The organism is Limosilactobacillus caecicola (assembly GCF_943192935.1).
In the GTDB taxonomy this organism is placed as follows: Bacteria; Bacillota; Bacilli; order Lactobacillales; family Lactobacillaceae; genus Limosilactobacillus; species Limosilactobacillus caecicola.
On the sequence record NZ_CALPCI010000006.1, the window covers coordinates 53,209 to 73,934 of the forward strand.

Genomic DNA, 20,726 nt, shown 5'->3' on the forward strand with positions numbered 1-20,726 from the left:
TCAGGAATCCTGATATGTCGCGGATAGTGAACATTCCCCAGCAACTTTTTTCTTAGCTTTCTAAGGCTGGAGTCATCTAGTGTCCCAGTCCAATTTCTAAACTGATTGCCCCCAAAGAAAATTATAGAGCAGGGCATTCACATCTGCATTCTCATGCAATCGGCTATGGGACGCCTGTTTACCGGTCAGCTTTTGCTCTTGGTATGACTTGGCGCGTGGGCTGACTAAATATTTCAAAGATTGCGCCGATTGCACAGTCAAGTCACCATCGGTCCCCTGTCCTTTATCACCATAAATATTTAACACCTCTGCCGATTGCGGATAGGTTTGGCGCAATTTTTCCAGGTAGCGATACTGTTTCGTGACATTGTTTAATGGTTTGCCATTTTTAGCGACCCGGTCATGGTTCTTATTCGTATCACTCATCACCAAACCATTAAAGTGTCCGGCAATTGCGACCTGCTTATTCAGTGTTGGCAACTGGTGATTACTACTGTACTGACGGAGGTAGTACATAATTGCTAAATTCCCCATCGAGTGGCCAACTAAGTTCACTTTGTTAAATTTGTAGTGATTTTGTAACGTGACAATCACGTTCCGTACCCATTGACCATCAGTTTTGTAATTCGGGTTACGCGGATTATCAAAGTTGACTTCAACAATTGGGTTTTGACTGTTTGCTCGAATAGTTCCCGTCAGTTTGACACTCCCACTTGGCCGCACATTCGCACGAATTATCGCCTTTTTGGTGGTGATCCCTTCCTTCACGGCACCGTTGACCATGTACTCCTCGGCGTGGTAGCTACTACCATAGCCATGGAAAAAGAAGGTCGGTGTCCCGATTGTCGGACGATTGTGCTCTGGTTGATAATTCACCGTTTGAGCAAACAAATGACCAGTATAATAGGCCACACCGAGTCCGGCCACGACGATGATGATTAATAACCAGCGCCAGAATTTTTTCATCTTATTCCGCCTCCTGTGCTCCGTGCATGCGGTGAAGTGAATGTTTCAGGATGAACGGTGCCAAGATGGTCGCTAATACAATCACCGTAATGATATCCGAGTAATATTTTTCGGAAAGCAAGTGGGCTTGGAAACCGATTTGCGCCGTGATCAGCGACATTTCGCCCCGGGCAATCATTCCGCTCCCAATGATGTAACTACTATCGAGGTTGAAGCCGGTTAGTTTGGCGCCTCCGCCACAACCAATCAACTTGGTCAGGCAAGCCAACACAGTCATCATGATAATGAACCAGAGGGAATCCATAAAGTGATCAAAGCGCATACTCAACCCTACGTTGACAAAGAAAATTGGAATGAACATCGCGTAACCGATCGGGACGAAACTCTTGTTGACGAGTTCTTTTTTCTTGGTATTTGCGACAGCAATTCCCGCAAAGAAGGATCCCACGGCGCCACTGAGTTGGACGGCGTCTGCTAGTGCTGCCATCCCTAGACAGAGGATCATTGCGATCACACTCGGTGCCGCCGTCGTCAGCAGGTCCGAACTGATTTCCATTAAATATGGGGCTAGCCAGCGAACCAGTAAATAGGTCCCACCAAAGAAGATCACTTGGAGCAAGATCACCAATGGCAGGCTCATTTGCTTCCCCGACTGACCATTATTCATCATGCTAATCAAAATACTTAATAGGAACACGCCACCAATGTCATCGGCTACGGCGGCCCCCAGAATCGTTGCACCTTCCTTACTACCCAACTGGTTGTAATCCCGCAAAACCGCTACGGAAATGCTGACAGAGGTCGCAGAAAAAACCACCCCAATAAAGAGCGATTCAAACCACTGCATGCCATACAGGTCCGAAGCCACTCCCATGACCACAATTGGTAAAACCATGCCCATGAGGGCCACCACGACCGCGGGCTTTAAATACTTTTTCAGCAGTCCCAGATCGCTTTCGAGACCGGCAATAAACATCAGGATAATGACCCCGATTTCTTGAAATTCGGTAATCATATGAGTTTGATGAATCCAGCCGAAAACCGCTGGTCCCATCACAATGCCGACGATAATTTGGCCGATCACGTCTGGAATTCCAATCCGCATACTAAAGTGTGAGACAATCTGGGTGACTAATAAAATTATGGCCAGTGTTGCAATAAATGTCATTCTCTTTTTCTCCTACTTATTTTCAGTAACTAACTCGTTGCTCATGATCACCAATTTTCTGGTGACGCTACGTAGTCGTCGACCCCGTCAGGGTTGCCCGACCACTTAAATTTGTCGTACCAAATGGCATGCTGCTCGTCATGTAACGCATCAATTTCTAGCATTTCAAATGGTGATAATTCAAAATCGAAGACGTCAGCATTTTCTTGCATCCGCTGTTCATGGGTCGTCTTTGGAATTTCAATGAAGCCGTGCTGAAGGCCCCACCGTAATTCAACTTGGGCGGTTGTCTTCCCGTGGGCTTGAGCGATTGCGGCAATCCGTGGATTCTGGAGGAGTTGACCATTGCCCAACGGTGACCAGGCTTCCAAATGGATCCCGAGTTGCTGACAAAATTCAACCAAATGCGGTTGCCGAATCCGTGGGTTTAATTCCAATTGGTTCACAACCGGCAGCACAGTGGCGTGGTCGATCAGGTTGATCAACCGGCCACGGTCAAAGTTGCAAACCCCAATGGACCGGGCTTGACCGTCCTTCAGAATTGCTTCCATTGCCCGCCAGGTTTCGTTAAATTTACCATCAACCGGCCAGTGTTCAAGTAAGAGGTCCACGTGGTCAGTTTGCAGGGCCTTCAGTTGGCCTTCAAAGCCTTGCCGTACCCGGTCATAGTCACCCTGATCACCATTAAAAATCTTGGTGGTCAAAAACACATCGTCACGATTAATGGTTCCCTCATCAATCGCTGCTTGTAAGCCAGCACCAACACCAGCTTCATTACCGTACTGCTTGGCCGTATCAATCAACACGTAACCATTTTTGAGGGCCGTTTGTACCATTGTTTTTGTCTGTTCAATCGGTGTCTTCCAGACCCCTAACCCCAGTTGGGGAATCTTGACTCCATTGTTCAGTTCAACAGTTGCTTGTAAATTTTGCTTCATTTTGAACACCTCTTACGTTCATTATAGCGATTTCACCAGCATTTGCGGCTATGACTTTGCTAGATACTCCCGCGCCTCTTCCTGGGTCAGGTGGTATTGTTGCATAATTTTATCTATCACTTCGTCGTTCGAAAGATTCATTGCTTTTAAAATTTGAACAGTGCCAATTATCCCCTGTTCCTTTCCTAAATTTAGTCCTTCTTCCCGTGCTTCTTTCAATTCGTGACGATGATCCATTTCATACAACGAAAGTCTCATGTATTCCGCCCTCCATTTCTTATCATGCTTCACCATCTGGATTCGTTGCCTTAATTTTACGACAAAGTCATCAGTGTCTTCAATCTTGCGGTGGGCAATAACATCCAGAAATTGCTGCATCTTCGGGCTAACCGTCTGTTTAAGACTCCGGACATCAAAGAAAATATTCACTGAACCGTCATGCAACACTATTTCTGGTCGTTCATCGACATGTCGATGCATTGTATATTTCTGTAAGCCTTGCTCTAACGGATCAAATAGACAGAAAAAAATAATGTAAGAATCATCTGCCTCCCGATAATCTTGTCCCTTTTCATAGGCGTCAATTGAATTCATGGACTGATAGTAGCGCGCCCGTTGCAAAATATTGTATTCGTTGACCACCTGCATTTCAATGTCGTACCGACGCTGGCGGTCATCCTGCACATAAATATCAAATCGCACACTTTTCGCATCATACGTACTCGCGAATGTCTGTTGATCATTCAGCATTTGGATCCGTTCAATCTTCTTCTCTGGTAGAACCCGCCGGATTACTTCCAAACAAATCTCGGGTCCAACATCACCTTGCTGAACACAAAATCATTTTCGAGCCCCGCCTGCGCCCATTGTTGCGCTAAATTCATTTTCTTCACCTCTTCGATAATTCTTCATTATCTAAAGACGGCAAAAATGAGATTAGATATTTTATCGTACACAAAAAGCCACCAATCGGATTCGAACATGAGTGTCACACTCATTGATATAACCCGCTTTGATGGCTTTTAATTATGAAACGTGTTGCAAATGTGTTGCAGTTTTATTTATCTAACCAGACATTTAGTAATTTAGATGAGAGACTTTGTTCGGGATGGACATATTTCTTCAAATAAACCTCATTAGAATGGCCTAACCGGTCAGCCGACCACGCAATATTCATCCCCTTAGCTGCAGTTAACGAAGCTACTGAATGACGGCAAGTGTACATACTGATTCCCTTAGTGGTATCAACAATCTCTAAACGGCGACAGATTCTTTTCAACATGCCATTCATTGATTCTTGACTTAGTATGCGTCCCTCTTTGGCACGTTTAAAGTCACGGATATTTAATAGGATAAAACCATGGTTTTTAATTTTGTACCGGTTAAGTAGTTTCGTTTGTTTATCTTGGTAGTTTAACAATGAGTGATACGATGGTTTATCTAACGGTAATGTATAACGACTCTGTCCCCGAACACGACTCTTTAAGTGACCGGTTAACTTTCCTTCGGTTTGATTATAGGAATCCGTAAGATGAAAGACATGATAATCATAGTCTTCTGTACTTGGATCTAAAACCAAGTCATCCCATTTAAGGGCTTGGATCTCACTGGGCCGGCATCCAGTATTTAAAGCAATCAATATACCAATTAAGGCGATACTATCTGTAACGTCAACTTCACTAAGCCGTTTAATAACATACGAAGTAAGCTGGTGTAATTGCTGTTCAGAGAAGTAGCGCTTCTTATCTGGCGCCACCATTTCTGATTTTTTAAACCATCGTTTCATAGCATTTTGCGGCACTGGATTATGAGCAAAGATACTACCAACGGACTGATTAAAAAAGTATCGTAAATGCCGAATTCTCTTGTCTAACACGGTCCCGGTAGCCACTGTCAAGTGATGATCCTTCGCGAATTGGCGAATAAATTTTTGAATTGTTAGTTCATTCACCTTAGCCATTAGAAGATTAGGGACGTATTCTTTGAGAATGCGCAATGTGTATTCATAGTCACGTTGGGTACGAATTTCCCATGCTTCAACACTTTTATTAGAGTCTAAGAAAGACTGAAATGCTTCGACCAATGTTAATTGCTTCTCTTGAAAATAAGTAGATTGCTGTTGAAATTCCACTACTAACCGATCATATAATCGTTTCGCATCATTCTTAGTACCTTTACAATATCGAATAGGCAAGTTCACCGTGTTACCAGCATTATCTCTAGGTTGAGCTCTCACCTTCCATTCACCATAATGTTTTGACCTTTCGTTAGTTACTTTTTGAATTGACATAGTCGTCCTCCTAATTAAAAAGGAGTGCGATTGCCCGTCACTCCTTTATTTTAGCATTAGTTTTGATGAGTATGGAGCCCTGCTTGAGCCAACCAATTCTCAATTTCGTCTAAATTGAAATACTTTTGGCTATGTTCACTAAGTTGATGATATGGCAGTCCCAACCTTTGCAGTTTACGCAAATAATCAGTGCTTACACCTAAAGCATTTGCAGTTTCTTTAGTATTCAAATAGCTATTTCCGATCATTAATTACTCCTTTATCAATTATCATTGTTCAAAATACTACTAATATCTGTGAAACCTTCATGATTAATAATTTCAATCAATTTGGTAATTGAAGGGATTGTATTTAAAACATAGTATTTTTTTGTCTCACTATTGAATGTGTAATGAAGAATTCTATTATTTTCAAATTTGTAATAGTCTGGAACTCGCCTTGCTAACTGATCAAATTTATCAATTTTTCGATTAATGGTTTGTAAATTATGATATAGCTCTAGTGGGGTAAATGGTGTAGTAATAAAGATTATATTTGGCATAAGAAACTTATCATAATACCTAGAACTAATCGGTTTTTCATACATAAATGGATCTAGCATTTTCAGCAACTCAGTATATTGGATTGAAGCCCTCATCTCATCCCAAATAATGATATGTTCCCCTTGATACCTTTGCATTGCATCCTTTTCTGAACCAGAAATGAAATATAGCTGCTTTAAGATTTTTTCACACAGCTCTATTGCTAGTCTAGTTTTTCCAGTTCCCGCTTCTCCACAAAACCAATAATTTTTAATGGTTTGATCGCCTTTTTTCATCTGTTCTATCCATTTTAAATGTTCAACCTTAAGCGCACCTTCATAAACCTTCTTAAGTTTTGTTTCATAACGAGCATATAGTAAGGGATCAAGGTCCATAATCTGCTTGGCTGCTTCTTCTTCCCTAATTTGCAATTTAGCTAACTTTTGAAATACTTCATCGATCATCTTCTTCTGAAAACTTTTCTTATTTTTTTCAGTTTCTAGACATGCATGTTTACGTCGTTGTTCTTTCACAAATTGAACGTAATCAAAATTAGCAACAACATCATGAGGATCATAGTGAAACTTTTTTCTTGATTTATCGGTATCATGAATTAAATACATCAGTGAATTGTTCGCTGACCTTTGAACACTTCCACCCTGTTTAGTCTTCCCTTCAATTTCATTGGATTCGGTCCCTAATCTTTCGGCTACACTATCGATATAAGTCCTCGCTTCAAAAATCATTACAACATGATAGTGCGTATTAACCTTGTCTTGCCCCTCTTTAGATGACTTATCACTATCATGTTTTATAATGGCGTACTTGTCTAAAGAATATCTTCTTTTTAGTATTTGCATCTTATTTTCAAGAAAAGTTAGGCATCCCTCTGGGGTTATTTCATTACTTGTTAGCAATTCTTCTTCGAAAACAGTCCAATCCATTACCTGAGTACGTACCTTCTTACCCATAATCCACCTCCTTTATTTATGAATTGACTAACCACAATAGCTAGCACGATTTATGCCATTTTCATGTCGTTATTTTGCGGTTTAGAAACAGGCCCACAAACCGCAAAATTGACTGTAATTAACGTCCAATTATGTCGTTATTTGCACGAACAAAGCGTAAACTCTGCAGAGTTTACGCTCAGACCTAACTTACTTCGTCGTCGCTTCTTGCTAACGCATCCGCTCCTCCTACGTAGCCTAGGTCGCTACGCTTTTATTCTCGACCAAATAACACAATTAAACAATACGCAACTAATAATGGTGAGTATTTGTGCTCCATTAAGTTATCATATATTTGAACTACTAAAGCTTGATCGTATTTATTGTTCAATACCTTGATTAAGACTTCCCGAATCCGGTTATTTAAAGTGTAGTTCCCAATTAAAGTGTAGCTCGGGATAAATTGTTTCAAAGCTTTAACGCTTGTCAACTGTGCTTTTTGAATTACGCTAATCGCTTCATCTAAGGCATGTTTTTGATCTTGAAAACTGATATCAGCAGACATGCTGTCGTATAGCTCAGCATTTTCATTTAATTCATCCCACGCCATAGCCACATCATCCATTCGTTCCTGATTAGATTTCTCCATTTTTTCTGCCTTTTCCAATCGTTGATGAGCAATACGTTCTAATTCTTGGGCTGTTTGAAGTCGCACATCGATTTGTTTAGAATCGCGCAAAAGCTCGTGTTGATGAGAAAAATCATAAAGAACATCAATGTTATAGTGATCGTTGATTTTTTGAATTAACCATGCAACACCACTACCAACCAAAACACCAATTATGATCCAAAAAGGAATATCGAGTAGATATTTAAGTATGGTGGCGCAAAATTCTGTAAGTGCGTCAATCATTAGTTTTTACCACCTTTATATTGCCTACTAAAATAATTGAATAGTTCACGTACGGAGAATCTTGCCGAGTAGTTCCTCGCACATCAATCCCTGTAATTTCCGTAACGCTAATTTGACTTCCAATATGAAGTTGATGACTTGTGGCATTAGGATCTTTAATCTGAATTGTAAATGTCTTTCCAACTGCTGGTCCATCAGTCACTGTTGCTTGTACAGTAATTCCAATTTGCTCACCACTATCCCAGTTTTTCAGCGGACGATAATCCGTTACTAGAGACTGATGTAGCAAAAATTGCTTGGTTGTTGCGGAATTCAATGTAATCATTGAATTCAATTCCTTTCGGTTCATATTTATTCATCCTTTCATGAATTTTTATAATTAAATCAATCACCGGTGATTAACTGACATAATTTTCTCATCATTTTAATTCCCTTGTCAACAACAATATCATGTTATGAAAATATTATTTTCTTAACATTTTCACATTATTGCACTTTTGTATAATAATACAACATTAACATGTTTATATTATGTTATAAACATGTTTCCTCATCATTCCCTGTCAGTCATGGTTTTTATTATCAACCTATAATATATCCTTACTATTTTTTATAGAATAAACGTAGCTTTTAAGAGCTTAAATTTTCACAAACTTTATTGTTAATAATTTTTTGAGTTTCTTGTTAATTGAAGCCTAATTGCTATTAATTTGATAGTTCAATATCAACAAAAAAGCCCAGCTATAATTGCTGAGCTTTCATTAATGATCTATATTTAATTAGATTTAGTTTCTTTTGCGTAAGCCCAGTACAGCGGTCATCGCCATCGTCAAGAGGCCTAAACCAGTTGCGGCCACTGCCTTTTGACTGTCATTACCCGTTTGTGGCAATGCATCAGTCTTAGTTTGAACAGTGACGGCATGCTTGCGACTTGATGTAGTAACATTAGTTGCCGTAACCACTGACAAGTCAGCTACTAATTGGCCTTGAGCGTTGTAAATGCGACCGTTTTTGACGGTTAAACCAGCAATTGGGTTGCCTTGAGCATCGACCACTTGGCCATTAACGACCTTGGCACCATTTGGCAAGGTAACGGTCGTTTGAGTTTGATCAGACGTTGGGTTAGCCAAAACATGTAACGTAACTTGTGACGTGTAAGTCGAGCCATCAGGGAACGTTACTAAGACGTTTTCGGTGTGATCACCAGCGACTTGAGCGTCAGCATTAACTTGGTTAGCATCAGCCCACTTAGCAGTCGTTCCAGTCGGCAAGTTACCATCCCAAATCCGTGATTCAGTAGTGGTACCGTTAGCAGTTGGCATCACAATCAACATTTGAGCAGTTGGGGTACTGTCGCTGGTAGGATCATCTTCGTCAGCAAAGCCATTGGCAATGGCTGGAGCTGAAACAGCTTCGCCCGCGTGAATCGTGATGTCGTCAAACTTCACTTGGTCACCATAAATCTTAGCTTGGTTCCAAAGGGCCGCCTTAGCACTATCGACTGCCTTTTGAGCAGCATCCACGGCCGCTTGAGCATCAGCTAATTCACTAGCCGTCTTGTCCTTAGCGGCTTGAGCCGTTTGCAAAGCACTCTTAGCAGAATCAAGAGCAGCCTTAGCGGTATCATAAGCAGTTTGCTTAGCAGCTTCATCCTTAACGGCAGCTTGGTAATTAGCATCAGCGCTTTGGAGCCGATCTAAGGCAGCTTGCTTCGTCGTTAAGTCGTTTTGCGCATCAGCAACGGCTTGGCGCTTAGCGCTAGCGTCACTTTGCAAGCTCGTTAATTGAGCTTGAGCATCAGCCAACGTTTGCTTAGCAGATCGTAAGTTAGTGTTAGCTTGGTTAAGGTCAGATTGAGCCGACTTGAGGTTTTTTTGAGCCGTTTCCAAGGCCGCCATCTTGGTAGCGTAGTCAGCCCGATATTGTTCCAACTTTTGGTTAGCGGCATCTAAGGCAGCTTGATCCGTGTCTAAGGTGCCTTGAGCCGTAGCAACGGCATTATTAGCAGTTGTTAAAGTGCTTTGCGCCGAGTTGTAGGCGGTTTGTGCCTTGGCGGTAGCATCCTTCGCATTATTTAAGGTCGTCAAAGCATTAGCTGCAGCAGTTTGAGCAGTGTTATTGGCACTCTTGGCAGTATTGTAAGCGGTCGTCTTAGTTGCTAAATCAGACTTGGCGCTCGCTAATTCCGCTTGGAGATCTTCTGGTTGGTAAGTGTTAGCAGTTAACTTGGCTTCTTTATTCGAGTCACCCATGGCGCTTGCAAAGTCAATGTGAATCCAATCATAGTTATCCATAGCGACACCAACGTAACTGTTCTTGTCACTAGTGCTAATCCCTAACAGTGATAGAGCGTGATTCCAATTAGAGCCGCCATCGTGGAATAACATTCCTTTAAGCGTGCTATTGTAAATAACTTCCTTGAGTTCATCAAGATTGGTTACATTAGCAAAACTACTAGACCATCCAATGTCTTCACTGCTCCAATCTACTCCTGTAAGTTCAGCAGCCTTATTTAAGGCGTTGTTATCATGTCCTGATTCTTTGGAAGCATCAAAATTGTCAGCGTTGTATTGCTTTACCACATTGTTTGCTAATTCAACCGAGACTGGGCTAGCACTAACTGTTGTGGTTGAATTATCCATGTTAGTGGTTTTGTATTTTGCACGAGCGTTATTAAGCAATTGTGCAATCCAAACACTTAATTCCTTTCGAACTTCCGGAGTCAAATTATTAACGTCGGAAATCTTAACAGCTTTATCCGCATCATTGTGCTTGTATTGGTTTTCTTTTGCTAATTGCGATCCAAGTTTTTGAATCTGATCATTAGTCTCATCAATTTCATCTTGAGTCATTGATAAAATATCGTGACTACTGTGTTCTAACAAGCGAGCATATTCGTCACTAAGGGTGATCGTGTTTTGGTTGTCAATCTTCGATTGAATTTGGTCAACCTTATCTTGAGCATCATTCTTAGCAGTTGTAGCGCTAGCTAATTCAGAAGCAGTTTGGTCAGCAGTCAACTTCTTAGTGTCGTAATCGCTTTGAGCGGTGCTTTGGTCATCCTTAGCCGTGTTCAAAGTTGATTCAGCGTCATCAAAGGCACTTTGTGCCTTAGCTTGATCGCTCTTAGCTTCGTTTAAAACGGCGGTGTCGGCGGTGACGGTAGCTTGTGCCTTTTGTTGGGTTTCTTCAGCTTCCTTCACACCAGTGCCGTTTAAAGCATCGCTGGCATCACCAACGGCCTTTTGCGCGGTGTTAACATTGCTTTGCTTATCGTTAACCGTGTTTTGAGCATCTTCAACAGCACTTTGATCATTTTCGACAGTTGATTCTTGATCCTTAACTGCTTGGTCCGCTTCATCAGCGGCCTTTTGAGCATCGCTAATAGCGTTGTTTTGATCATCAACCGCTTGTTGGGCCTTCGCAATATTTTCTGGGGTAGCTTCATCCTTAATTGCCTTGGCATCAGCTGTGGCATCCTTAGCCGTATCTAAAGCACTTTGTGCTGCGTCAGCATTAGTTTGGGCCGTATTAGCATCGCTTTGGGCATTAGTTAAAGCAGTTTGAGCTTGATCATCAGCCGTTTGTTTAGGTGTGACGTTGCTCTTGGCAGCATCCAAGCTAGCATTAGCTTGATCGTAGTTTTCTTGTGCTTGAGCGGCTTGCTCTTGACGTTGACCAACCGTGGCATTAGCAGAAGTATTTTGCTTAGTGGCTTGGTTATTCGTGTTAGTCGTGTCGGCATGAGCTACGGTGGTTGAAACAGCACCAGCGGCTAAGGTAGCACCAACAACGGCGGTCGTAGTTAAAATTTTCTTTTCTTTGTTCTTCATGATTATTTCCTCCCTAAAGTTTATCCGTCATATTTTGCCAACCAATAAAATTATGCATTTCTAATTTGGCATGGACATCCGCTGGCAAAGTTTTCATGTACCGTTCTAAAGTTGCGGCATCATTACCTCTTAATGCACTATTGGGATCACTGGTGTAGTTAAAGCTGTTATTAATCCCATCCACAGACATTAGGTATTTAACATGACCAGTAACCGGATCAGTCATTGATACACGATATTCCGGTTTATGGATGTATTTTATAAATACCCAAATAATTGCAATAACAATAATTAAAAATAAGAGTTCACCCATTAATTACTCCTCCAATATTAAACATAGTTTCGATATTATTATAGTTTAACTAACACTATAATGTAAATATCGTTCTTTATATACAATTTTACTCTTTTAGTGTGTTCTAATCTCGTTTGAACCCAAATACGCTTATATTAACCATAGATAATGAGGGCGCTATTAAATGAGTAAATTCAAAATCGGCCAACGGATCAAAAGTCGTCGGCAAGATCTTCATTTGACACAAGAACAGTTAGCTGAAAAAAGCAATTTATCCGTAAACTTCATTTCTCAGTTAGAACGAGAAGAAAAAAATAATATCTCTTTGCGTAAGTTATCAGACATTGCGACTGCTTTAAATCTCCCAATTAATGATTTAATCGAATATGATATTGATGACAAGATTGCTATTGAAAATAACATTTCAAATCACCCCAATAGGTTTTACACGTCATCACTGGTTAAAAGATTACTAGCGATGGACATCAATAAGGGTGAATCTTTAAGTAAAGCTATCTTAGAAATCTTAGATAATAAATAAACTGGCTACTAGGAAAATTAATCCTAATAACCAGTTTTTTGACTTTTTGCAACACGTTTTAGGCCTTCTAAACGTTGATGTGACGGTAACAATCGCAACTCCTCATGATTTTAGTTGCAACACATTTTGCTCCGCGTGTTGCAGATGTGTTGCACGATGCAACAATTTTTGATTTTTTCAACGTTCTTAAAATGGCTGAAAACCTATTAAATCAAGCTTTAACAATTTTAAACGGGTCCGAATTAAGCCACCAATCGGATTCGAACCGATGACCTCATCCTTACCATGGATGTGCTCTACCTATCTGAGCTATGGTGGCAGTTTTAGTATAACTGAATAATCAATTCACCGGCAAGCTAGTTATTTACGACTTGTTTCCTGTCCTGAATTTGGTAAAGTATAACAGGACATTATTGAAAGGAATTGATTGATTCATGACGATTATTAAGCAGCGGTCATTCTGGATTGCCGCCATTATGACCCTGATTTGTGCGGTTGCCGGAGTACTGCTGGCTAAACTGCCCTACCTCAATTTAATTGGTGCGTTGGTGATTGCCCTCCTGTTGGGAATTGCCATGCAGCTCACTCCGCAGCAATTGCAGGACGATGCCAAGGGCGGCATGGGTTTTATCTCCAATAAATTTTTGCGGTTGGGGATCATCCTGCTCGGGTTTCGCCTCAACCTGGCATCCTTAGCCGAAGCGGGGGTTAAAACCATCCTTGTTGCTATCGTTGGCGTCACGGGTACCATTATTTTCACCTACTGGCTCAGCCGCAAATTCGGGGCTGAAGATGAACTCGCCATTTTGACCGCCTGTGGGTGTGGTATTTGTGGGGCCGCCGCCGTGATGGGAGTTTCACCACAAATCGAAACCACCGACGTGGAACGAAAACGGGAAAACGAAGTCTTAGCTGTGGCCGTGGTCTGTGTGATGGGGACTGCCTTTACCCTGATTGAAATTGGGCTGAAGCCCCTTCTCCACATGACCCCCACCCAAGCCGGAATTATGGCCGGTGGTTCTCTGCACGAAATTGCGCATGCTGTTGCTACCGGTGGCGCCTTTGGCAACGCGAGTTTGGAAAACGCGCTGATCATGAAGCTCTCCCGGGTCCTTCTCTTGGCACCGGTTGCTTTGCTTGTCGGCTACTGGTACCAACACCACTTAACGATTGAAAGCGAAGAAGAACACACTGCGGCTCCCAAAAAGTTACCAATTCCATGGTTCCTCGGCGGTTTTATCCTGACCAGCATTCTCGGCACTTTCCTGCCGATTTCTACCGGCGTCCTTGATGGACTGGTTCAGGCCGCCTACATCTTCTTAGGGATGGCCATGGCCGCTTTGGGAATCTCCGTCAACTTTAAAGTCATTTTCAAACGGGGTGGAGCGGTCTTTGGGGCTGCCGCCATCACCTCCACCTGCTTGTTAATCTACATGATCATCATGAGCAAGTGGTTATTCTAAGACAATCTAAAAAGGGATTCACCGGCATTGGTGAATCCTTTTTACGTTAGAAGACCGCAGTTTTCTTAACGGTTTGTTGACTAATAATTGGTAGCTTAATACTTGGCAAGCCCTTGATCGGGGTTACTTTGATAGCACCAACCGTTTGACCCTTCTTAATTGGGGCCCGTAATTTATGCCGGCCAATCGTCCGCAGCTTTTTGCTTAACACCAATTGGCTGGTGATTGACTTCGCAGTGGTGTTCTTCGGCAACCACAGTGCAGTAGTTTGCTTCAGCTGCACCTTGACCGCTGACTTTTTACTGTGGGCCACCTTGATCTTGCTAGCAATCCCCTTCAGATCGTTAATTTTGCTGATCGTCACAGGCTGGTAGGCATTTTGGACCATTTCCAGCATTTTATTCGTAACTTGGAACTGCTTGCTAAAGTCCTTGCTATCCGTCCCCAACACGACGGTAATCAAGCGGCGGCCATTGAAGACCCCGGTACCGACAAAGCAATTGCCGGCCTTGTCAGTGGAGCCGGTCTTCAAGCCGTCCATTATCCCGTTTTTCGGGGCCGCCCCATTATTCGGTAACATCGCGTTAATGTTCTTCATTTTATAGGTCGTCTTATCGTCGATCTTAAAGTCAACGTTGTTTTCTTTAGTGATGCTCAGGGCGTCCGGATACTTGTTTACGAGGTAGCGGGCAATCAGGGCCATGTCTTTGGCAGAAAAGGCGTTTTCCGCGCTCTTCTTGACCCCCTTAATTCCGTTGGACCCCAATTCACCATTGGATAAACCAATCATATTGTAGATTTTGGCATCCGTCACGCCTGCTTTTTTGGCCACCGCCTGTATCTTCTTATTAAATGCAGCGGTGCTACCAGCGTCAGCTAATGCCAGGGCTTCCGCACTTCCATCGGCTGACACAATCATCATCGACTCACAAAGCGCGCGGACTGTGTAACTGTGACCGGCTTTGAGTTCCACGTTGGAGAACCGCCAGTCAGTCGATGTTTTGGCAACTTGTTTGCTAATTTTAATCTTCTGGTTCCACTTGAGCTTGCCGCTTGCCACGTCCTGTTCGATCACCGCGAGGGTTAAAATCTTAGTACAAGAAGCCACGGCGCGCAATTGATTGGCATTTTTCTGGTAGAGAATTTGCCCTGTCTGGGCGTCCATGGTGATGGCCGCCTTGGCTTCCAAATTATTGTCATCCGCCTTTGCCGTGGCCGTCCAGAACCCGCTGGTGCACATCAAAACGGCTAAGATCACCAAAAAGAGGTGTGCTAATTGTCGTAATCTTTTCATATTGTCACCTAGCCTTCCGAATAATCCTGTTGTGCCGGTGCCACCGGCTCCAAGTGGTGCTTTTGCTGGAATTCCTGGATCGACTTAGCCCGGATCTCACCCGCCTGGCGCTTGAGTGGCGAATCATCACCTGGCTGATAAACACTAAAATCACCAATCAAATGGACTGCCGTCAATTCTAATTTGCCCGGGACCAAAAAGTCATTTTTCAAGAGACTTACCAGGTACTTAATTGCGTCGTTCAAATTTTCGAGGGCCCCGAAATTTTCGGTGGTCCCTTCTAATTCAGCCGTTTTATCAAGATTCCATTGGTAATACTCGTTAAACTGGTCCACGATGTGGTGCAACTTACGCCGCTGCTCACGCCGAAATTGCATTATTCCCCGCAGGTCTTCCGCTAGGTATTGATTGTTAGCCACAAATTCTAGGTTAACCCCATTTTGTGGCGATGATTGCTGAGTTTCGTCCGCAGAATCATCAGTTGTTGTTACTTTTGGACTGATATGATATTGAATAAATCGTGCGTCCATCTATATTTTCACCTCATAATCAATAAAAAAAGCCACTCTGTGCCAATCCACCAACTTATCGCTAACAGGACGGCCCCGCAGACGTCTGCTGGGTAGTGGGCTTGCAGCCGCAAACGACAAATGATGACCAGCAGCCACAGCAAGAGCGCCAGGCCGTTTAAAAAAGGATTAGCAAAGAGCATCGTCATCATCAGGGCCAGCATGGTAGTCCCTAATGTGTGCCCACTGGGAAAACTATACGTGGTGGTTCCCTTGGCAAACGTGGTCGGGCGCGTCCGCTTAACGTGGTGCTTTACCCAAATCCCGAAGGCATCTAAAGTACCTAACGCTGCTAACACGTAGATAGCCCGGGCAGGCCGTCCTAGGCAAAGCAACAGCCCGGCCAGGGCGAAATCCCACACCACCAGGGTTTTCGGATCAAACACTGCCGCAATTGCTTGCCACCACCAGTGGTCCGACTGGGCGAACAACCGTTGTTGCCAGCGCTGATCCAAGGTATTAAAGCGGGCAGAGGTCTTGATTAGACCACAGAGGGCCACGAAGAGGAGGCTCACTATGAGCCAGACCGTTGCCCAGAACCAATTCAATTCTGGATGAATGTTTGCCACCACCTTTGTCCATAACCCTTTTAGTTTACCAAATTCCTACCTAAATTAGAATTAGTCTATACAATCACAACCAATTTTATGGTATTTTATAACAAATACTTTTTTCGAAAGGATGGCCGCCATGTTACCGCGCATCGCAATCTCTGCGGATACTTTGACCGAAGCTACCAATATCATTAATGAGCGTGACGCTTCCTTTGCGCCCCGCCCGATTATCGAGGCCTTAATCAAGTCCCATGCCCTCCCCGTCATCATTCCTAGTATTCCGCCGGAAATGGTAGATCAATACACCGACCTCTTCGACGGCATCATCTTTGCCGGTGGTGAGGACATTGATCCGACCTTTTATGGTGAAGAACCCCATCCTGGCCTGGGGATGACCTACCGCAAGCGGGACCTGGCAGAGCTGGAACTCTTAAAAGTTTCCGTCAAGGCTGGCAAGGCGATCATGGGAATCTGCCGCGGCATGCAACTGATTAACATCGGTTTAGGTGGCACCGTCTACCAAGACATCGCCGAAAATCCCGTAGCCAAGTTCAAACACTCCCAATTAGCGCCGGGAAACCTCCCGACCCACCATATTAACACAGTAGAAGGGAGCCGGATTCGAGAACTCGCCGGTGAACGAGCCTACGTCAATTCCCGGCACCACCAAAGTCTCCACGCCATTGCGCCAACTTTAAAGGTCACCGCGACTGCCGATGACCACGTGGTGGAAGCCGTCGAATCAAAGGACGGCGACCAAATTTTAGCCATCCAATGGCACCCGGAGAACATGTATAAACATGATCAAATGGCCCAAAACTTATTTCATGACCTGGTAAAGCGGGCCAGTACAATAGCGCAACACTAAGCAACGCCGGTAGACAATCGAACGATCGTCGGCCGGCTTTTTTCATCTAAAAATGCTCGGGTTGCACATCCGTACAGCCCGAGCATTGGGGGATTTTATTATGTATATACAACTACAGTGATGCTTTAGAATAGGCTCTTAAAGAAGTTGCCAACTCCCTTGAAGAAGTTGGTAAAGGCGTTGCCAGACTTCTTCGTGGATTCCGTCTTAGTAGTTGCGGTAGTAGTATTTGCAGCCGTAGCGGTCGTTGCAGTATCAGCGGAAGTCTTGGTTAAAGTTAAGCTTGGCATTCTTGCCAATGTAAGCCACCATCGATAAAAATGCCGTTATAGTAATTATTGTTAACGGTGTTGTTCCGGCTCACATTTAAGTTATCGTCAAGGTAGAAGTTCTTAACCCAAATGGCATCGTTAATGGTGTTAGTTCCTTTAAAGTGAACATCGTCTAAGCCAGCCCGGGTATCAATGAAGGAGTTCGTAGTAACGTCAGCAGTCACATTTTCAAAGGTAATCGTCGTTCCATTTAAGGTGTTGCCAAAGTAAAATGGCGAATATTCACCATCAACATTACTAATGAAGTGAATGTTCTTAAAGGTAATGTTCCATGGATGTTGACGATCGTTATTGTTGATGTCGTAGGAACCGTAAAACCATTTGCCCATATCCAAGGTGTGGCCTTGACCATCAATCGTTAACGTCCGGCCAATGTTCCATGCGTTGGTAAATATTTTCTCCCAATATGTTGCCCTATTTTGGAAAAATACAAAAATTACCAATGTTCCAAGATTGCTGACTGTGATGCAAGATAAGCTTACTACAATTGATACCTTTTTCTTCTTCTATCCCAATATGTTGCCCTATTGGCACAGAATGCTGTCATTTGATGCTGTTATATAAGCATCGTTCTTACTCGTTCGAGGGATTCCCGATATGTTGTTCCTTTTTTGGGTAAAGTAAAAGGTTGAATTAAGTGATTACTTTTTATTGATATAAAGAGCATAGCAAACTCTCTATTGTTAATATATTTTCTAGTTTTCTCCCAAGATGTGGCCCTATTTTTAAAATTTCAGCAATCCCAATGTGTTGCTCTATTGGCACAAAATGATTTACTTACTTTAATCGTTAATAATAAGATGTAAGCCTTGATATATCAGCATTTATTTACATTTATTTCAATTTTAATTTCAATTTTAGAATCCCAATATGTTATCCTATTGGCACAAAATTCTCTTATATTTATGGTATTTACGGCCTAATTTCCACCCTTTTTGACGAAATCCTTTTATAGCAGGGCTTCCCCAATGTGTTGCTCTTTTTTATCCTGATTAATCAATTCAAAAGTTAAGCTATTCTATAGATTACTGCTGTAGCAGCAGTTTCCTTGTCATATCAACAATCCTAATTTCCCAATATGTTGCTCTATTAGCCCAATATGTTGCTGTATTCAGCCCAATATGTTACTGTATTCAGCCCAATATGTTGCTGTATTTTCCCTGTAACCCTTGATACACAAGCAGTTACAAACCCGGAAAGAGTCTTTAAAGAGTATTTAAAGAGACTATTAAAGAGGGACCACAATTTGTGATCCCTCTTCTTAATTACTAATCATTTCATGATTATCCTAACACTTTTATCTACCAAGTCATAATGACTTACTTACTAAACCACTTATTTGATGATTGTACTTCCGGTACCTTCAAGGCACTATTGATCTTATAATTTCCATCAGAGTAGTTAAATTCAACACCAGGTTGAACATTAAAACCAATTTCCACGCTACCCCAGATCTTATGAACTTGGGTTCGATCTGCCTTCGCAACATTGTCATTCCAGTTATTGTCACTGAATGTAATATCTTGGTTGAAGTAAATCGTGTTCGTGTCCTTGTTCAAGAGTGCGGAAGTCAAGCCTTGTGATGAACTGCCGGTTTCTGTACCTTCAATTGGTACTTGGGTTTGTTGAGTAGCAGTTGCCACTTGGTTAGTAGCAGCATTGTTAACTAACGTTTGGGTGTTAACTGTCGTGGTAGCACTCTTGTTGTTAGTAATGTCACCCGTGGCTTGAGTAGTAGTAGGTACGGTCGCGGTTTGTTAAACCGTTGCTTCTTTCTTTCTAATTCCTTAAAGTTATTTCTTGAAACCATAATATTCTCCCCCAAAGGGTTAACTATCTTTTTAAATTAATATATCTATCGATAAATATGCAATGCCATTGCAACAGCGTAAAAGACACAATCACTCTATTATTAATTCTAACTATCATTAATAATATATTGACTTATTTTATGTATGATAGCTTCCATTTAACACCCTCATTCACTAAAATTATTAATTTTCGTATTTTTGTCCAACAAGAAAACGCAACTCATCAATTAAGATGAATTGCGTTTATTTTTATAGCGACAAATTATAACTAGTTACGCTTCTTACGTTTCTTGCCGAGACCAAGGAGTGCAGCCAACCCAAGCAAGGCACCCCCTAGCATCCCAAGATCATCGTTTTCATTGCCAGTTTGTGGCAACCGACGTTGAGCCTTCACATTACCACTTCCACCAATTGCTTCACTAGCAATACTGTCATTGGTATTAGTTGACATGCTTACGGATGATGGTGTGTTAGATAGCGAAATACTGTTAGAGCCGGTACTGCCGTAACTAATGGAAACACTATTGATCATGCTTGCCGATGTCGAAACAGAAGCACTAACTGAATTACTTTCAGAGGCACTTACGGAATTTGATTCAGATGCGCTTACCGAGTTGCTTTCAGATGCACTCACTGAATTTGATTCAGATGCGGATACCGAATTAGATTCTGAAGCACTTACGGAATTGGATTCAGATGTACTTACTGAGTTGCTTTCAGATGCTGATACCGAGTTGGATTCTGAGGCACTTACTGAATTGCTTTCTGAAGCACTTACCGAGTTGGATTCTGAGGCACTTACTGAATTAGATTCACTAGCACTGACGGAATTTGATTCAGAGGCCGATACCGAGTTGCTTTCTGAAGCACTGACTGAGTTCGATTCAGAAGCGGATACTGAGTTGGATTCACTGGCACTTACTGAGTTAGATTCAGATGCAGATACTGAGTTGCTTTCTGATGCGGATACTGAATTGCTTTCGGATACTGATACCGAATTCGATTCACTAGCGCTGACTGAGTTAGATTCGGAGGCACTTACCGAGTTGGATTCACTAGCACTTACCGAATTGGATTCAGATGCCGATACTGAATTACTTTCAGATGCACTCACTGAGTTCGATTCAGATGCGGATACTGAATTACTTTCGGATGCACTCACTGAGTTTGATTCGGAGGCCGATACTGAGTTACTTTCTGAAGCACTTACCGAATTGGATTCACTGGCACTCACTGAATTACTTTCAGAGGCACTGACTGAGTTTGATTCAGATGCCGATACCGAGTTTGATTCACTGGCGCTGACTGAGTTCGATTCGGAGGCCGATACTGAATTACTTTCAGATGCACTCACTGAGTTCGATTCAGATGCTGATACTGAATTGCTTTCTGATGCACTCACTGAGTTTGATTCACTAGC

21 protein-coding genes, 1 tRNA gene and 1 pseudogene are annotated in these 20,726 nt (G+C 42.5%); 4 read left to right on the forward strand and 19 right to left on the reverse strand.

Annotated elements, in window-relative coordinates; genetic code table 11:
* Positions 1-96: 96 nt before the first annotated feature.
* The 11 genes from NFR43_RS07930 to NFR43_RS07980 all read right to left on the reverse strand — a co-directional run bounded on the left by NFR43_RS07930 (position 97) and on the right by NFR43_RS07980 (position 11,892).
* Positions 97-966: an alpha/beta hydrolase gene (locus NFR43_RS07930; RefSeq protein ID WP_251548153.1), complete on the reverse strand. Its 870-nt coding sequence runs from the start codon at positions 964-966 to the stop codon at positions 97-99.
* A 1-nt stretch (position 967) separates the two neighbouring features.
* Positions 968-2,134, reverse strand: a complete 1,167-nt coding sequence (locus NFR43_RS07935; RefSeq protein WP_251548155.1) for a cation:proton antiporter — start codon at positions 2,132-2,134, stop codon at positions 968-970.
* A 47-nt stretch (positions 2,135-2,181) separates the two neighbouring features.
* Complete coding sequence (locus NFR43_RS07940) at positions 2,182-3,072, reverse strand: aldo/keto reductase (RefSeq protein ID WP_251548157.1); 891 nt, start codon at positions 3,070-3,072, stop codon at positions 2,182-2,184.
* Positions 3,073-3,120: 48 nt separating this feature from the next.
* Complete coding sequence (locus NFR43_RS07945) at positions 3,121-3,873, reverse strand: Rpn family recombination-promoting nuclease/putative transposase (protein ID WP_251548159.1); 753 nt, start codon at positions 3,871-3,873, stop codon at positions 3,121-3,123.
* 256 nt (positions 3,874-4,129) lie between these two features.
* The gene (locus NFR43_RS07950; protein ID WP_251548161.1) at positions 4,130-5,362 is read right to left on the reverse strand and encodes a tyrosine-type recombinase/integrase; all 1,233 of its coding nucleotides are present in this window, start codon (positions 5,360-5,362) and stop codon (positions 4,130-4,132) included.
* Between the two features lie 56 nt (positions 5,363-5,418).
* The gene (locus NFR43_RS07955) at positions 5,419-5,610 is read right to left on the reverse strand and encodes a helix-turn-helix domain-containing protein (RefSeq protein ID WP_251548163.1); all 192 of its coding nucleotides are present in this window, start codon (positions 5,608-5,610) and stop codon (positions 5,419-5,421) included.
* A gap of 14 nt (positions 5,611-5,624) precedes the next feature.
* On the reverse strand, positions 5,625-6,854 hold the full coding sequence (locus tag NFR43_RS07960) for a Rep family protein (protein WP_251548165.1): 1,230 nt from the start codon (positions 6,852-6,854) through the stop codon (positions 5,625-5,627).
* A 253-nt stretch (positions 6,855-7,107) separates the two neighbouring features.
* Complete coding sequence (locus NFR43_RS07965; RefSeq protein ID WP_251548167.1) at positions 7,108-7,746, reverse strand: hypothetical protein; 639 nt, start codon at positions 7,744-7,746, stop codon at positions 7,108-7,110.
* On the reverse strand, positions 7,739-8,095 hold the full coding sequence (locus NFR43_RS07970) for a hypothetical protein (RefSeq protein WP_251548169.1): 357 nt from the start codon (positions 8,093-8,095) through the stop codon (positions 7,739-7,741). The genes NFR43_RS07965 and NFR43_RS07970 overlap by 8 nt, the downstream gene beginning before the upstream one ends.
* A gap of 436 nt (positions 8,096-8,531) precedes the next feature.
* Positions 8,532-11,579 carry an SEC10/PgrA surface exclusion domain-containing protein gene (locus tag NFR43_RS07975; protein ID WP_251548171.1) on the reverse strand — a complete coding sequence of 1,016 codons (3,048 nt, stop codon included), beginning with the start codon at positions 11,577-11,579 and terminating at the stop codon, positions 8,532-8,534.
* A 13-nt stretch (positions 11,580-11,592) separates the two neighbouring features.
* Positions 11,593-11,892: a hypothetical protein gene (locus NFR43_RS07980; RefSeq protein ID WP_251548173.1), complete on the reverse strand. Its 300-nt coding sequence runs from the start codon at positions 11,890-11,892 to the stop codon at positions 11,593-11,595.
* 166 nt (positions 11,893-12,058) lie between these two features.
* On the opposite strand from NFR43_RS07980, the gene NFR43_RS07985 reads away from it, so the two are divergent.
* On the forward strand, positions 12,059-12,415 hold the full coding sequence (locus tag NFR43_RS07985) for a helix-turn-helix domain-containing protein (RefSeq protein WP_251548175.1): 357 nt from the start codon (positions 12,059-12,061) through the stop codon (positions 12,413-12,415).
* A gap of 245 nt (positions 12,416-12,660) precedes the next feature.
* Here the strand turns inward: NFR43_RS07985 and NFR43_RS07990 are convergent.
* Positions 12,661-12,734: transfer RNA gene (locus tag NFR43_RS07990), tRNA-Thr, on the reverse strand.
* Between the two features lie 115 nt (positions 12,735-12,849).
* Here NFR43_RS07990 and NFR43_RS07995 point away from each other — a divergent pair.
* Entirely contained in the window at positions 12,850-13,878 is a 1,029-nt protein-coding gene (locus tag NFR43_RS07995) for a YeiH family protein (RefSeq protein WP_251548178.1), read from the forward strand.
* A 46-nt stretch (positions 13,879-13,924) separates the two neighbouring features.
* Here NFR43_RS07995 and NFR43_RS08000 read toward each other — a convergent pair whose 3' ends face one another.
* From NFR43_RS08000 to NFR43_RS08010, 3 genes are read right to left on the reverse strand one after another with little or no spacing between them, the layout of a single operon-like run.
* Entirely contained in the window at positions 13,925-15,172 is a 1,248-nt protein-coding gene (locus tag NFR43_RS08000) for a D-alanyl-D-alanine carboxypeptidase family protein (RefSeq protein ID WP_251548180.1), read from the reverse strand.
* An 8-nt stretch (positions 15,173-15,180) separates the two neighbouring features.
* Positions 15,181-15,702 carry a protein-tyrosine phosphatase family protein gene (locus NFR43_RS08005; protein ID WP_251548182.1) on the reverse strand — a complete coding sequence of 174 codons (522 nt, stop codon included), beginning with the start codon at positions 15,700-15,702 and terminating at the stop codon, positions 15,181-15,183.
* Positions 15,703-15,710: 8 nt separating this feature from the next.
* Positions 15,711-16,310, reverse strand: a complete 600-nt coding sequence (locus NFR43_RS08010) for a phosphatase PAP2 family protein (protein ID WP_251548184.1) — start codon at positions 16,308-16,310, stop codon at positions 15,711-15,713.
* A 121-nt stretch (positions 16,311-16,431) separates the two neighbouring features.
* Between NFR43_RS08010 and NFR43_RS08015 the strand changes: the two genes are divergently transcribed.
* A complete protein-coding gene (locus NFR43_RS08015; RefSeq protein WP_251548186.1) occupies positions 16,432-17,163 on the forward strand; it encodes a gamma-glutamyl-gamma-aminobutyrate hydrolase family protein in 732 nt (243 codons plus the stop codon).
* A gap of 125 nt (positions 17,164-17,288) precedes the next feature.
* On the opposite strand, the gene NFR43_RS08020 is transcribed toward NFR43_RS08015, so the two are convergent.
* The 4 genes from NFR43_RS08020 to NFR43_RS08035 all read right to left on the reverse strand — a co-directional run bounded on the left by NFR43_RS08020 (position 17,289) and on the right by NFR43_RS08035 (position 19,838).
* Positions 17,289-17,462 carry a hypothetical protein gene (locus tag NFR43_RS08020; protein ID WP_251548188.1) on the reverse strand — a complete coding sequence of 58 codons (174 nt, stop codon included), beginning with the start codon at positions 17,460-17,462 and terminating at the stop codon, positions 17,289-17,291.
* A complete protein-coding gene (locus NFR43_RS08025; RefSeq protein ID WP_251548190.1) occupies positions 17,441-17,938 on the reverse strand; it encodes a pectate lyase-like adhesive domain-containing protein in 498 nt (165 codons plus the stop codon). Before NFR43_RS08025 ends, NFR43_RS08020 begins: the two co-directional genes overlap by 22 nt.
* Before the next feature lie 876 nt (positions 17,939-18,814).
* Positions 18,815-19,138, reverse strand: a complete 324-nt coding sequence (locus NFR43_RS08030) for a hypothetical protein (protein ID WP_251548192.1) — start codon at positions 19,136-19,138, stop codon at positions 18,815-18,817.
* A gap of 436 nt (positions 19,139-19,574) precedes the next feature.
* Entirely contained in the window at positions 19,575-19,838 is a 264-nt protein-coding gene (locus NFR43_RS08035; RefSeq protein WP_251548194.1) for an LPXTG cell wall anchor domain-containing protein, read from the reverse strand.
* Here NFR43_RS08035 and NFR43_RS08040 point away from each other — a divergent pair.
* A pseudogene (locus NFR43_RS08040) lies at positions 19,819-20,726 on the forward strand (hypothetical protein); the annotation flags it as partial. The gene NFR43_RS08035 and the pseudogene NFR43_RS08040 sit on opposite strands and share 20 nt — an antisense overlap.